Here is a 14,820-nt window from a genome sequence, read left to right as displayed (position 1 = left end):
TCCGAGAGGCTATTGAGGATAAAGGAATAAAGGTCTGCATCCCAGGCAGGTCGTCCCGCAAGAAGACTGTGAAATACGACAAGCGGCGTTACAAGCGGCGCAACCGCATTGAGATCATGTTCGGTCGGCTGAAGGATCGGAGACGCGTCGCCACTCGATACGACCGATGCCCAGAAACCTTCTTCTCCGCAATCGCCCTCGCAGCCACCGTCCTGTTTTGGCTCTGAAGATCAATGGGTCTGGAGCCTAAGTTGGGCCGAGCAGAGCGGAATCTCTTGGTACTACATTGATCCAAGAAAGCCGCATCAGAATGCCTTTATCGAGTCGTTCAACGGCAGCCTGCGCGACGAGTTGTTGAAGGAGGAGATGTTCGATACATTCGACGATGCCCACCGCAAACTTGCGCTCTGGCGATACGATTACAACGCCATCGGGCCGCATTCCTGATTCGGCAATATCACCCTGCTCGAAGCACGCGGGCGCTTGCGTTACCTGATGGTACTGCGCCCGGCACGCCTTCTGTGAACCAGGGCCCAGACTACCAGTCTCAAACCCGCAGACTCTCGTTTGAACGAGGGATCCCCGGGAGAGTAGGTCACTCTCGAGATGTAGCCTCGCCGTCCTCTATTCCCTCAGCCTCGACGTCCTATGCGAATTGGGCTAAGGCCGCGTGAGATTCAAAAAGCAAGCCTTGCTGCGCATGACAGAAAGCCGAACGATGCTGGCCACTACAAAAGGCGTGCTGACGCGTCCGGTCAATGCCGCGCGCCGACGCGCTCTGGATCTTATTGGCCGTCTGCGCAATCGCCAGCGAGGCGTGATCGGCAGCATCGATGTCGTCTCGACCGACGTGATCGAGGGGTGGGTCAAGCGGCGCGAGGACGACTCGCCGCTGGTGGTGGATATCTTTGCGGGTCCGGTGCTGGTCACGCAGGGGCTTTTCGCCGATATCCATCGAGCCGACCTTCAGATGGCAGGTCACGGGACCGGGCGACACGGGTTCTCGTGCAAAGCGCCCGACAGCGGGGGCGAACCGATAGAGGCGCTGATCGAGGTGCGGCTTTCTGGAACGGGTGAGCTATTGCTGTCCTGCCATCCGCCGACCGGCACCATGGGCGCCAAACTTGCGTCTTCCGTGCCTGCGCCCATGAAGCCGCAGGCGGACGGCATCAACTCGTCCAGCCCCTACAAGGCCAAGATCGAGGCCGTGACCGGCAGCCAGTTCAGGGGCTGGGCTGTGGACAGGGCACGCCCCGGGCGCATCTTCGACCTGCAGGTGCTGGTCGACGGCGTGCCTTTCGTTCAGGTCCGCAACGACGGCCCGCGAACCGACCTGCAGCAGAAGGGGCTGAGCCAAGGTCGCGGGGGGGTCAATCTGGTCCTGCCGCTGGGCGACCTTGAATCGGGCGACCATCTCGTCAGCCTTGAGATGCCCGACGGCAGCCGGATCGAATCCCGCGTGACCACGGTACAGCGGCCTCGCCGACGGCTGGATGGCGGCGTTCCGAGGCTCCGCCCCGAGGACGTGGCCGTGGTTGTGCCGATCTACAACGCCGCAGACGATCTGGAGGTCTGCATCGACCGGCTGGCGCGCTTCACGCCCTCGGCTATCGAGATCGTCCTGATCGACGATGCCTCGCCCGATCCGGTGATCGCGCGGCTGCTGGATCGGGCCGCCCTGCGCCCCAACACGCGCGTCCTGCGGAACGCACAGAACCTCGGCTTCACCCGGACCGTGAACCGGGGGCTGGAGGAGACCGGGCGCAAGCATGTCGTCCTGCTGAACAGTGATGCGCGGGTGACGCCGGGCTGGATCGACGGGATGCTGCGCGCGGCATCCTCTCGCCCCCGCGTGGCGACGGTCACGGCCATGTCGGACCGCGCCGGCGCCTTTTCGGCGCCCCGGCTCGGCAACGACAACCCGCTGCCGCCCGGCGTGGACGAGATCACCTATGCCCGGGCCTTCCGCCGCCGCGCCTTGGCCGTCTATCCGGTCGTGCCGACCGGCAACGGCTTCTGCATGTTCGTCAACCGTGCCTGCGTAGACGAGATCGGCGGCTTCGATGCCGAAGCCTTTCCCCGCGGCTATGGCGAGGAGAACGACTTCTGCATGCGCGCGACCCGCGCCGGCTGGGCCAACCTGATCGACGACACGACCTATGTCTTTCACGACCGCTCGAAAAGCTTCGGCGAGACCAAGCACGTGCTGATGGAAGCTGGCCGCGCCGTGATCGAGGCGCGCTATCCCGAATATTCCCGCGCGATCCGCGTCTTTTCGACAGGTCCAGATATTCTGCTTGCGCGATATCGCGCGGTACAGGCCCGGATCGACTGCGGCGACCGCCGGACAGGTCTGCCCGCGGTGCTGTTCGTCGTCTCGACCCAGACCGGCGGCACGCCGCAGACAAACCTCGATCTCATGCGGCAGTTGCAGGATGAACTGGACCCGTGGCTTCTGCGCTGCGACAGCCAGACTCTGACGCTCGGGCGTTTGGACCGGGGCCGCATTGCCGAGATCCGCCGCCATGAGCTTGCCGAGTCCGTCGATCCGATCACCCATCGCTCGGCCGAATATGATGCGGTCGTGGCCGACTGGCTGGACGTTCTGGACCCTGCGATCGTTCATATCCGCCATCTCGCATGGCACGGGCTGTCGCTGCCGGAGCTTGCGAAGGCGCGCGGCTGCAAGGTCGTGACCTCGTTCCACGACTTCTACACGCTGTGCCCCACGGTCAAGCTGCTGGACGAACGGCAGGTCTTCTGCGCCGGCCGCTGCACCGCCACGGAGGGCGACTGCCGCCCCGAGCTTTGGCCGGACGACAGCCTGCCGCCGTTAAAGCACCGCTGGGTCTATCCTTGGCGCGAACGCTTCGACCAGGTGCTGTCCGTGTCAGACGCCTTCGTCACCACCTCGGACAGCGCCCGAAAGCTGATCGCGGCGGGTCTGCCCGGCGTGGACCCGGACCGCTTCCATGTCATCCCCCACGGGCGCAGCTTCGCCGCGATGGAATGGCTGGCCGAACGGCCAGAGCCGGGAGAGCCGATCCGCATCCTCGTCCCCGGCAACATCGGCGCCCCCAAGGGCCGCGACGTGATCGCCGACCTTCTGGCGCACGACACGGCCGGCCGGTTCGAGTTCCACATCCTCGGGCGGCTTGCCGACGCGGATGCCATCTCGCATCCGCGGCTGATCCAGCAAGGCACCTATCACCGGGACGAGTTCGCCGCGCGGGTACGCGCGATCCGGCCACATTTCGGCGCGATCTTCTCGATCTGGGACGAGACATACTGCCACACGCTGACCGAGCTTTGGTCGGTCGGCGTGCCGGCGCTGGTCTTCGACTTCCCGACCGTGGCGGGCCGGGTGCGGGCCAGCGGCGCGGGCTGGGTCGTCCCGCATCAGGACATCGCGGCACTTGCCCGCGCGATCAACGGGATCGCGGCCGACAGCGCCGGGCAGGACCGGGTCGCGGCGGCGCTGGCCGACTGGCAGGGCGGCCGGGGGGTGGGCCGCAGCGTGCAGGTCATGGCTGCGGCTTACCGCGACCTCTACCGGCAGGTGCTGGGTTGCAGGGGCAGATGGCCGGTGATCGCGGTCGTGGCCCCGGCATCGCCGCAGCTCGACCAAGCCGAGGACTCGACCCATGTGCGCCTGTGGGAGCGGACGATCAACCACTTCGACCGCCCGCTGAACTACGTGCGGATGACCGCCGCGACGCTGCTTGCGAACTTGCGGGAAGATGAAGTGGACGGCGTCATCGTCCAGCGCGACGCCGTGCCGCGCGAACTCGCCGGGCCGCTGCTGGCCGCCATGCAGGCGCGCGGCCTACGCCACTTGCATGAGCTTGACGAAGATCTTCTGGCGGTTCCCGCCGACAAGGATCCGCAGGGAAGCTACGCGGCCTATGCGCCTACGCTGTCGCGCCTGCTGGCTGCTGCGGGCTGCGTGACCGTTTCGACCGGGCCGCTTGCGGCGCGTGTGTGGGACATGAACCGGAATGTCGAGGTGGTGCCCAACTGGCTGGCGTTGCGCCTGTGGCGGGGGCCGCTGCCCCGGCGCGAGCGGGATGGCACGGTGCGCGCGCTTTACATGGGCAGCGTCACGCATGGCGAGGATCTGGCGCTTGTCCTGCCCGCCCTGACGGACGTGGCGGCCCGGCACCCCGACTTCCGTCTTGCCGTGATCGGCGTGCAGGACGAACCCCTGCCCCGCTGGATCGAGCGCATCCAGATCCCCGAAGCGGCGCGCAACTACCCTGATTTCGCAGGCTGGCTCAAGGCGCAGGCGGGGCAGTTCGATTTCGGCCTGGCGCCGCTTGCCGCGCAGGGTTTCAACCTGCACAAGTCGGACCTGAAGCTGCTTGAATACGGTGCGCTTGGCCTGCCGGTGCTGGCCTCGGACCTGCCGGTCTATTCGGCGTCGGGAAGCGGCATGAACCATGTGACGCTCGTGCCCGGGGACGGCTGGCGCGCCGCGCTGGGGGCCGTGATCGAGAGCGCGCGCCGGGGCGGTGCCGACCGGGACCGGATCCGCCGCGACACCCTGCACCGTTTCGCGCTGGAACCGACGCTGCCCGACTTCGACAGGATCGTGGCGGGACTGGCGCGGACGGGTGGCCGCGGATGATGCTGACCGAGGCCCGGCGCAGCTACGCGCTGTTTCGGAACAGCCACGGCGGCGATACCCGGCGCAGGCTGCGGCTGACGGACGGCCACGGCCGTATCCTCGGCGTCATCGAACGCCATGTCGTCCAAGGCCAGCGCACCCGCATCGAGGGCTGGGCGGACGCGGCGCGCATCCTCGTGCTGGATGCGTCCGGTGCCCGGCTGGGGCAGGTGCGGCCGAACCTGCAGCGGCCGGATGTGCAGCGGCGGCTGAAGCGCGACCATGCAACCTTCGGGTTCGACATCACCGTGTCCGCGCGCGGCAGGCTGGTGCTTGTGCTCGAACACGAGGGCGGCCCCGTCCGCGCCGTCCTGGATCAGCCCGCGGGGCTGCGCCTGGCCATGTTCGAGGCGGGGACCGCCCTGCGCTATCTGCGAACCGTTGGCCGGTCCGCCCCGGACGTGCTGCGCTGGATCGTGCGAAGGGACGAGGAGGCGCGCCGACGGCTGGGCGCGCTGCTGCGCGATCCAAGCCCGCTGCCGCCCGGCCTGAACCCCGGCCTGTTGGAAGAGCAGGGCTGGCCCGCGCCGGCCCCTGCCCCGATCACCATCGTCCTGCCGGTTTATGATGGGCATGACCTACTCGACCCGGTGATCGGGCGGGTGGCTGCGAACACCGACCTGCCGTGGCATCTGGTGGTCATCGACGACGCCTCGCCCGACCCGCGCATAGGCCCCTTGCTTGCGGCATGGCGCGACCGGCTGGGGCCGGACAGGGTGACGCTGCTGACCAATCCGCTTAACCTCGGCTTCGTGGGCTCGGCCAATCGAGGGCTGGCGGAGGCGATGCAGCGTGGGCACGACGTCGTGCTGCTGAACTCGGACGCCTTCGTGGGGCCGGGCTGGGCTGGGCGGCTGCTCGCGCCCTTGCGGAACGGCGCCCAAGTTGCCTCAGTCACGCCCATGTCGAATGACGCTGAAATCGCGAACGTGCCCGACATCTGCGTCGCTGCGCCGCTTGAGGCTGGAGAAGGCGACCTGCTCGACCGCGCGGCAGCAGAACTAGACGGGCCAGGAGCGGTTGCCGATGTCCCTACGGGTGTCGGTTTCTGCATGGCGATGAACATCCAAGCCCTCGGGTTGCTTCCCGCTTTCGACACCGCCTTTGGGATGGGCTACGGAGAAGAGGTGGACTGGTGCCAGCGGGCTTGGGCTCTGGGCTGGCGCAGCCTCCTGACCGCTGGCGTCTTCGTCGAGCATCGGGGCGGACAGTCCTTCGGAACCGAGGTCAAGCAGCGCCGCATCGCCGAGAACGGACGCATTATTACCTCGCGCTATCCCGATTTCGACGCCCAGGTACAGCGCTTCATAGCCGTGGACCCGCTGCGCACCCAGCGGCTGGCGCTTGGCCTAACCCTTGCTCGCCATCGTGCCGGAGCGGCCGGCGCGCGGCTCTCCGTCTTCATCGGCCATGCGCTTGGCGGCGGAGCCGAGACCTACCTGAGCCAGCGCATTGGGCGTGAACTGAACACGACCGGCCACGCCCTAGTGCTGCGGGCAATGCAAGATGGCACATGGAAGGTCGAACTGCACGGACTTCGGGGCCAGTCGGTCGGGTTGGCTACGGACGCTAAGGCCGCGCTCGCCATGTTCGGTGATGCCGACGGCCTGAACGTCGTCTATTCCTGCGCCGTGGGCACGCCCCAGCCGCTGGCCGTTCCGGCACTGCTGCTGGCGCTAAAGGCGCAGCCCGGCAGCACGCTTGAGGTTACGTTCAACGACTACTACCCGATCAGCCCCTCCTACACGCTTCTGGACAGCCGCGCCGTTTTCGCGGGCGTGCCAAGCGCCGATAACGGCGATCTCGCCCACCGCTTCGTGCGCGAGGACGGCAACGAGATCCCCCTTGCCGCGTGGCGCGGTGCCTGGGGACAGGTGATCGCGAGGGCGGATCGAATAGTGACCTTCTCGGAAAGTTCTGCCGGGATCGTGGGCACGGCCTGGCCCGAGGTACGCAACCGCATCGAAGTGCGGCCGCATGCCCTGCCCGTAGACCTGCCCCGGATTTCGCCCGAGGATTCTGGTACGCCCACGATCGGGGTTCTGGGCAGCATCAATGTGCCCAAAGGCGCGCGCGTGCTGACCCGGCTTTCGGCCGAATTGGCGAAGTCGGGCAGGGGGCGGCTCGTCCTAATCGGCAATCTCGAACCAGGGCACGAGCTGGCCGCGCCTGCGGTCATTACCGGTAGCTACCAACTGGACCAGTTGCCCTACCTAATTGAGGCGCATGGCATCGATCGCTGGCTATTTCCCTCGATCTGGCCCGAGACGTTTTCCTATGCTGTCCACGAGATGATCTCAACCGGCCTGCCTGTCTATGCCTTTGATGTCGGCGCGCAGGCCGAGGCGGTCCGTACGGCGCTTTCGCGCGGCCACCAAGGCATGGTGATGCCCCTGCGGAACGGCGAGCCCGACATCGCGGCGCTGACCGCGCTACTGACCCAGGACTGAGACTCAATCCGCAGCCACTGCCTTCTCTGACGGGGCGGTCATCACACGGTCTAGCAGATGCCGGATCACACACTCGATCTCGGCCGCCCGGGCGGAGAAGCTATGCTCATGCCCGACCTGCCGAGCAAAGGCATCGCGTTCGGCCTGATTGGCGCGGTCCTCGTCCAGCAGCGACTGCACCGCCTCCGACAGACTGACGGGATCGCGATAAACGCGGACCATGTCACCGAACAGTTCCTCAAGCCCCGGCACCTCGTCCGACACAAGCCTGCCTCCGCAGGCCAGCACGTCGAACACGCGGTTCGAGATGAACCCATAGTCCCGCATCGTGTCCCAGTGATCGTTCAGCACCACGCCGGCGGCGCGGTATTCATGGGCCAGCTGCACGTTCGGGATGTTCTCGCCCCGGATCAACCGGTCGGGGACCAGCCCCCGCCAGCGGGTGCCGTAGATCGCGGGCTCTATCCCTTCCGCGATCGCATCGCGGATGACGCGCCGGAACTGGTTGCGCGAGTTGCCGACGAACAGCACCTGTTCCCGGAACGCCGGATCGCTCGCGCCGGGATGGAAACGGGCAGGGTCGGTGCATTGCAGCAGGGTCGAGACCCGGTCGCCCAGGTCGCGCCGAAGCTGTTGGCAGAACAGCTCGGATGCGACGAAGACATGGTCATAGGACTTCAGCTCGGCCAGACTGACCCGGTCGGGGTGAGATATCACCCAGCAGAGCGAGATCTGGTGCGGCAGCGGCGTGTAGGAGGACAGGCCCCGCAGCACCAGCACGATGTCGTCGCCGTTCGACTGCGGGTTCGTCCATTCGTCCAGCGGGTCGATCCGCACGCGGAAGCCCAGGGGCTCCAATGCCTGCCGCAGACTGTCGGCAAAGTGGTAATCGCCCCATTCGGCCAGCGCGCCCCGGTTCGGCGCGCCGATCTTGATCGCGATGCGCGGGGTGGCGCTGGCATTGCGCAGCGACTCCCACGCCTGGTCGGCGCGCCGCTTGTAGGTATGGCCTTCCAGCACGACTGCGCGCAGCCGGGCCACCGTGTCGCGGCGCAGCTTCTCGTCGCCCAGGTAGCGGTGCAGAAGCGCTTCGAGTTCCTGCGGGCTGTCATAGGTCGGCAGCAGGTCGCCGAAGATCGCGCGGGCGCCCTGGACACCGTTGGTCAGGACGAGTGCGCCCGCGGCCAGCGCATCGAAGACGCGGCTGTTGACCGACTGCATCTGCTTGGTGGCATGGTTCGCATCGTCAATCACGATGCGGGTGCTGGCATAAACGTCAGGCATCCGGTCATAGGGCAGCGGACCCCGGCTGTAGGGCGCCATCTGGGGCTCGTTCTCCCACCCCGTGCCAAAGAGCGCAAAGCGGTAAGGAAGCGCGGCAGGATCGAGGTTCTGGGTGATTTCCCGGTTCAGGCCCCAGAAGCTGCCGGTGAAGCAGTAGTCGCACTCCAGCGCCGGATCGCGGCGGCCCTGGGCAAAACGGTCGGCAGCGGTTGCGATCGGCATCAGGTCCACGCTGCGGCCCAAGGCCTGCTGCAGTCTTGCCTGCGCGTGCCCGGAAGAGGCCCAGATCACGTCGAAGTCCCGGGTCCACGTCCGGGCAGCGAACCGGTCGGCCCAATTGCGCACCCATGCCACGCGCAGCATTGCAGGGTTGTTCGACCTGGCCGTCAACGGGTCGAAATCGTCGCGCATGGCGATCAGCACGTCCATGCCGTCCAGTTCGCCCAGCTCCGGCCCCTTGTGTTCGATAAAATGGCAGTCGACCGGATGGTTGCGCGCCAGTTCCCGGGCCAGTTCCAGTGCGGTGAAGAAATCGCCCGCCATTGTCGCATGGTCGTTTTCCGTGACCACAAAGGCAATGCGCAGGCGCCGGCCGGACCAGAAACCCACCTTCTTGAACCGATCACTTGCCAGCAGGCGGCGCAGCCAGACGCCGAAGCGCTGGTCGAAGATGTCGCGGTTGCGCTGCCGGATTGCGGCGTAGTCGCGGCTCATGCCGCTGCGGCTGTAGGCGCGCAGGTGCAGCGCCCGTAGGTGGTTCAAGGCCACGATCCGCAGGCCGGCACGGCGCAGGCGCAGGGTAAAATCGATATCTTCGTGGCCGTAGAAATAATCCTCGGAAAGGCCGCCCAACTGCAGGAACTCATTCCGGCGGACCGCCATGAAGGCGCCGGTCACCGAGGGAACCTCGATGGGGGCCGCATCCAGCCCCAGCCACTCGCGCGACGGGCGCGTCTCGAAGGGAACAATCCCGGCTTTCCGCGCAACCCCAAGGTCGATGTGAACGCCGAGATGCTGGATGGGGCCCGGCTGTCCCGGCAATTCCAGCGACAGGTCCGGGACGTCATCCAGCAGCGCGGGCGACACCGCGCCGACCTGCGGATCGTCGAGCGCGTCCACGATCCGCGGCAGGATATCCTCGCACAGGCGGGCGTCGTTATTGGCAAGGATAAGGATCTCGCCAGTCGCATGCTGCGCGGCAAGGTTGTTCGACTGCGAAAAGGAATAGTTGCCGTTGCGAGAAAGGAGGCGGATGTCCAGCCGGTCCTGCCATGCCGCGCAAACCTGGGCGCTGTCGTCGTCCGAGGCATGGTCCACGACGATGAACTCGACATTGGCGTAGCTGTTGTGGCGCTGGAAGGACTGGAAGAAGCGCTCCAGCAGCCCCGCGCCGTTGCGGTTCAGGATCAGCACCGAGACCCTGCGCGTCCTCTGACCCGGCTGGGCCGCCGGAACGAGGAATTGGGCCAAGGGCTGGCTGCTTGCATGGATCACGTTGCGCTTGGTGCCGGCTGCCGCCTGGATCTGGTGCCTGGCCGCCGTGTCCTCGGTCCCATCGCCGATCCGGGGCCGGACGCGCAGGAATCCCGGCACCTGGCTCACCTGCGAGGGTGACAGCTCAAGGGCGAAGCCATGGTCTCCGTGGGTGCCGAACCGCTTGGCCAGATCGTGGCGGGTACGGGTGGCGGGAACGGTGGCCAGCCATGCATTGTCCAGGAAGACGTCGGCGTAGCACAGCGCCTCGGGGTCGTTCAGGCTCAGCATCCAGCCGTGCAAAACATTGTCGGACAGGCGGTCGATGTGCCATTGGATTGGCGTTCCCCAGCCTGCGAAGCGCTCGGATGCCGCAGCCTGCAAGGCACCCAGGCTCGCGGCTTCGGCGTGGGGCGCGATGCGGCGCATGGTGCCCACCGGCGAGATCACCGGAAGGCTGCCCATGTCAGGCAGCTCGCCGTGGCCGCTGCTCAATGCCGACAGCGGCAGGCTCAGCTGGAACATGCCCACCGGTGCGTTCCCGGTCTTCTTCAGAAGATACTGGTCGGGCCGGTCCGAGGCTGTCGCGCGGGCAAGCAGCATGCCATCGGCCCTGCGCGCTTCGATTTCCAAGGGGGCTGAAGGATCGCGGCTGTCGATGCACCAGCCGCGCAGTTCCAGGCTGCCCTCGGTGATGCGCAACTGCTCGATTCGGCCGATCAGCTCGTCGCCCGCCCAACTCCGCAAGGGAAAGCCGGGCAGGCGGCGGCCGTCCACCGTGACCGCATCGACGGTGGAAACGATCCGCCCTGCAGGTGGCCGCGGCAGCAGGACCCGGTAACCAGATTGCCTGCGCTGCTGCCCGGCGGAGTCGTTTGCGGCGGCCGGGATGGCCTCGATCCGCCGGGCCGCGCCCTGCCAGACCAGTTCCCCGTCGACCGTAATCCGCACCTCGAGAGGCGCCGCGATGCCTCCGGCCGTATCCTCGACCCAGCCGCGCAACAGGCGACGGTCAAGCTGCACGCCACCGCGCAAGGTGCCACTGGCAAGGGTTTCAGGCGGCCAGGCGGGCACCCGAACCGCCCAGCCAAGTGCCCGGCGGGATCCGGCTTCCAGAAGACTGCCGTCCGGCAACCGGACTCGCACCCAGTCCAGCCCGGTCCTTTCGGGCACGGGCACGGTGAAGGCAAAGCCGCGCCCGTTCTCACCCTTGCCGACCAATGGCGGGGCCGCCTGCGGACGGGCGGCGAAGTCCCGCCACAGCTCGTCCCCGACCTCGAGGCTGACCTCGAGCCGGTTGCCCGGGTAGGTGATGTCGACGGCCCAGCCCTCGACATGCAGCATTCCGCTCTCGACCGTCAGCCGCGTCACCTCTCCGATCATCTGAGAAGGCGCGAGCTTGACGGGAGTCGCGGCTGCGGGTGCAGGCAGTTCGACATCCCCGGCAAACAGCCGCGGTTTGGCGCCGCCCAGGCGGGCGACAGGAACGTGCAGGACGAAGCCCGCCCAGCCATCCCCCCGTTGCAGCCGCAGAAGATCCCCGCGCCGATCGGTCGCAACCCCCCTCGCCACCACCTCGTCGTCGCTGCAGAGGGTGATGTTCACGGGGGTCGAGGGGTCTTCGGGATGATAAGCCCATCCACGGACGACTAGGACGTCCTGCCCGTTCTCGAACATCTGCTCCCACCGGGCGGCAACAGGGATTGGCTTCGGCGGTTGCAGGGGGGTGGTGTTGGCGCTCAGAATCATCAGGGGCTCGGCTAGGGAGATCAATCGGCGGATGCCCGCTTATAGGGCAAGGTCCGAAGGGTTGAAACCTCGGCAGGCGCAACATGCGCCCCCCTGTCCGCGGGCTGCGGTTTCCCTTATGGTCTGCCGCTGTCACGGTGCCGGAGGCTGCATGAAACTACCCGATCTTGGCGTTACGATAGCCGCCATCACGAAGAACGAAGGTCCGTTCATCGCGGAGTGGGTGGCCTACCATTATCTTCTGGGCGTCGAGCATTTCGTCATCTACGACAACCGCTCCGACGACGCGACGGTCGAGGTTCTGGCGCCTTTCGTGAATGCGGGCCTTGTGACGCTGCTGCACTGGCCTCTGTTTCCCGGCCAGATCGACGCCTATCAGCACGCGGTGATGACCTTTGGGCCGCGTTGCGACTGGATGGGCTTTCTGGATATAGACGAATTCGTCTCGCTGCCCCCCGGCGTGACTCTGCCGGCCTTCCTCGCCGGCTTCCCGCCGGAAGCGGAAGAGGTCGTGCTGTTCTGGCGGATGTTCGGTCATTCGGGACACCGTGCCCGGCCGGCAGGGCTGGTGACCCAGAACTTCGTACGATGCGATCCGAACTTGTGGCAGATCGCCAAATGCTTCGTGCGCCCCGAGCGGGTCAGGACCATGTTCGTCCATCACGCCGAAACGATCGACCGCCGCAGCGTGGACGAGAAGGAGCGCCCCATTCCGCAGGTCTGGATGCACGAGCGTGGCGCCGTGACGGGAGACATTGCAGTCGTCAATCATTACTTTACGCGATCATACGAGGACTATGCAGCTAAGATCGCGCGTGGCCAGGCTGACGGGCGCAGCGAGAAAAAGTTGGAATCCTTCGAGAAATGGGACTTCGATCATGTCGACACCCGGGCGGCGGACAACGCCTCGGCAGTGCAGGACTTGATGGACCTCGTGGCCAAACGGGGTGCGGCGCCGATCAGATACGGATGCCTATCCCGGATGGGGATGATCGGCTCGACCCGGAACTTTATGGTCGCGTCGCAGGCGGCGGTGAATGCCATGAAGAAGTGTGTCGAGGCAGCGGGCCATACGGTCAAGCTGCAGCACAGCCTGTTCGGCACGGCCCTGGTCATTCCAAACAGCGCGGCCACGCTGCCTTATGCGGGTCTTGATCAGCTTTGCCTGGATATGCCGAGATGCGCAGAGTTGCATCTACGTGCCGAAGAGCATGCGCTCGACCCTGCGGAGAGCGTTGCGCTCGACCCGGCGCGTATTTGCGGATCAGTCTGGATCGGGGTCGAACTTGAGGTGCTGGCACCAAGTTATGTCGATGTCCACCTGACCGGCGACCGGCGCGACGGCACCCGCCTGTCTCAGAAGCGGCGGCAGGCACTACCGAATGTCGGCCGGATCTTGGCCCTAATGGTCGTCAACAACGAGCCTGTAGCTCCGCTGGCCGTAGGTCTCCATCCCTCGGATCCGCAGGTCGTGACGATTCGCGCCATGCGTGTCTTTGGCGGCAATTAATGTGGCGGGCTGATCTCGTGCCTGGCAGGCCGGCGCTGCGGCGTGTCCTGCACCTGCTGCGGCGCAGGACTGCCGTTCGCGGTCTGCGCGAACTCGCGTCTCCCGGCCCGCAGGCCTTTGCGAACCCCGGACAAGAGCACGAATATGAAATCCGAGCGCATTTCCGCGGACAGGTGGCCTTTACAGGCGACCATCCGCTGATCGACAGGCCTCTGCTAATCCTTGCCTTTACCAATCGCTCGGGATCGAACCTGCTGGCCGATTACCTTGTGCAGACAGGACAGGTCGCAGGCCTGGGCGAGTTTCTCAACCACGAGACCGTTGCCAAGCAGAAGGGTGTTTTGGCGGTCCAGAGCGCCCCCGACTACCTGCTGACCTTGGCACGCCGGCTGTCGCGCGAGGATCAGCAATTCGGCGTAAAGGCCTCAGCAGAACAGCTAGATTTCTTGATTCGCTGGAAGCTGCCGCGCCTGTTCACCCGAACAACGGTCGTGCACATTCATCGCGATGACATTTTGGGTCAAGCAGTGTCACACTGGATCGCGCTGCAGACCGGCCAATGGACTAGTCAACAGGATCGACGCAAGGTGGCAGCCGATTTCGATGTTACCACCACGCAGACGATTGCGCATAATATACTGCGCAGCGACTCTGCCATTAGAATGAAATGCGGCTTGTATTGCCTACCTTATATTTCGGTCAGCTACGAAGAACTGACGCTCGATCCAGCGGCCACTATTGCGCGGATCGGACGGGTTGCGAGCATCAATCTAGGCAGCTGGAAACCAGCTGATCCGAAGATTGAGCGCCAAGCAACACCGCTAAACAACGCGCTAAAAGCAAAGATGATGCTGAAGATTTGACGGCGAACAGTAATATATCTACTCTCGTCGTCAAACTAACAACCGATCGTTCCTTAAACAGGACCCCAATTGCTTTAAGATCAGGACTCTTTTTTAGCCAAAAGAGAACGGTTGCTGCAAGGAAAAGGGCCGACAGGAAGAGGTCGCCACAGCGGGTGTACCGGGTGGCAATCCCCCGCCAGTCCTTGAGCCAGGCAAAGGCGTTCTCGATGCGGCAGTGCTTCTTGTAGAGCCTGCGATTGTGGGGGGCGAGGTGTTTCCTTTTCCGTCGGGCCGGTATGCAGATGCGCAGGCCTCGGGCCTTCAACTCGTCTCGTAGCCAATCGGCATCATAACCCTTATTGCCCAGCAACCGCTTGGCCGGTGGCAGGTCGGCCAGGAGCACCAGAGCTCCCCTGACATCACTCATCTGGCTTGTCTGGCTTGGCGAGAGAAAGAAGCTCAGCGGTCTGCCTCGGCCGTTACTGACCATAGGCAGCTTGGCGTTCAGGCCCGCAGGGAGGTCGCGAGCCCTGCTTCTCGTTTACATGATCTGGACCTTAGCTACTGCCTGATATCTTAACTCGTGGTGCCCCTTGACCGGCCTGGACTGGACCGTGCCCAACTTCAGCACGCTGTCGCGGCGCCAGAAGACCCTGAAGGTCAACATCCCGTATCGCGGCTCGCCAGGCCCATTGCACCTCTTGATCGACAGCACTGGCATCAAGGTCGAGGGCGAAGGTGAGTGGAACGCTCGCAAGCATGGGGGCAGCAAACGCCGGGTCTGGCGCAAGATCCACATCGGAATTGACGAGCAGACGCTGGAAATACGCGCAGCCGAGTTCA

At 65.5% G+C, this 14,820-nt stretch carries 6 protein-coding genes and 3 pseudogenes; 7 read left to right on the top strand and 2 right to left on the bottom strand.

The window, feature by feature from the left end:
- The 4 genes and pseudogenes from CK240_RS16335 to CK240_RS16320 all read left to right on the top strand — a co-directional run.
- Window positions 1-227: transposase (locus tag CK240_RS16335; protein ID WP_167650090.1), on the top strand; the 227-nt coding region annotated here is incomplete at its 5' end.
- A 49-nt stretch (window positions 228-276) separates the two neighbouring features.
- Window positions 277-447, top strand: a pseudogene (locus tag CK240_RS19610) (integrase core domain-containing protein); the annotation flags it as partial.
- A gap of 370 nt (window positions 448-817) precedes the next feature.
- The gene (locus tag CK240_RS16325; RefSeq protein ID WP_167650089.1) at window positions 818-4,627 is read left to right on the top strand and encodes a glycosyltransferase; all 3,810 of its coding nucleotides are present in this window, start codon (window positions 818-820) and stop codon (window positions 4,625-4,627) included.
- Window positions 4,624-7,116 carry a glycosyltransferase gene (locus CK240_RS16320; protein WP_095641378.1) on the top strand — a complete coding sequence of 831 codons (2,493 nt, stop codon included), beginning with the start codon at window positions 4,624-4,626 and terminating at the stop codon, window positions 7,114-7,116. Before CK240_RS16325 ends, CK240_RS16320 begins: the two co-directional genes overlap by 4 nt.
- 3 nt (window positions 7,117-7,119) lie before the next feature.
- On the opposite strand, the gene CK240_RS16315 is transcribed toward CK240_RS16320, so the two are convergent.
- Window positions 7,120-11,622 (bottom strand): glycosyltransferase family protein, encoded by a 4,503-nt coding sequence (locus tag CK240_RS16315; RefSeq protein ID WP_095641377.1) that lies wholly within the window; start codon window positions 11,620-11,622, stop codon window positions 7,120-7,122.
- A gap of 151 nt (window positions 11,623-11,773) precedes the next feature.
- Between CK240_RS16315 and CK240_RS16310 the strand changes: the two genes are divergently transcribed.
- Both CK240_RS16310 and CK240_RS16305 read left to right on the top strand, forming a co-directional pair.
- On the top strand, window positions 11,774-13,132 hold the full coding sequence (locus CK240_RS16310) for a glycosyltransferase family 92 protein (protein WP_167650088.1): 1,359 nt from the start codon (window positions 11,774-11,776) through the stop codon (window positions 13,130-13,132).
- Window positions 13,132-13,995 carry a Stf0 family sulfotransferase gene (locus CK240_RS16305; RefSeq protein WP_095641375.1) on the top strand — a complete coding sequence of 288 codons (864 nt, stop codon included), beginning with the start codon at window positions 13,132-13,134 and terminating at the stop codon, window positions 13,993-13,995. Before CK240_RS16310 ends, CK240_RS16305 begins: the two co-directional genes overlap by 1 nt.
- A gap of 88 nt (window positions 13,996-14,083) precedes the next feature.
- Here the strand turns inward: CK240_RS16305 and CK240_RS16300 are convergent.
- Window positions 14,084-14,488 (bottom strand): annotated as a pseudogene (locus tag CK240_RS16300) (transposase); the annotation flags it as partial.
- Between the two features lie 79 nt (window positions 14,489-14,567).
- Between CK240_RS16300 and CK240_RS16295 the strand changes: the two are divergent.
- Window positions 14,568-14,820 (top strand): annotated as a pseudogene (locus tag CK240_RS16295) (transposase); the annotation flags it as partial.

Source organism: Paracoccus salipaludis (assembly GCF_002287065.1).
GTDB lineage: Bacteria > Pseudomonadota > Alphaproteobacteria > Rhodobacterales > Rhodobacteraceae > Paracoccus > Paracoccus salipaludis.
Note: the sequence above shows the minus strand (reverse complement) of the source record. Positions and strands in the feature narration are given on the sequence as shown.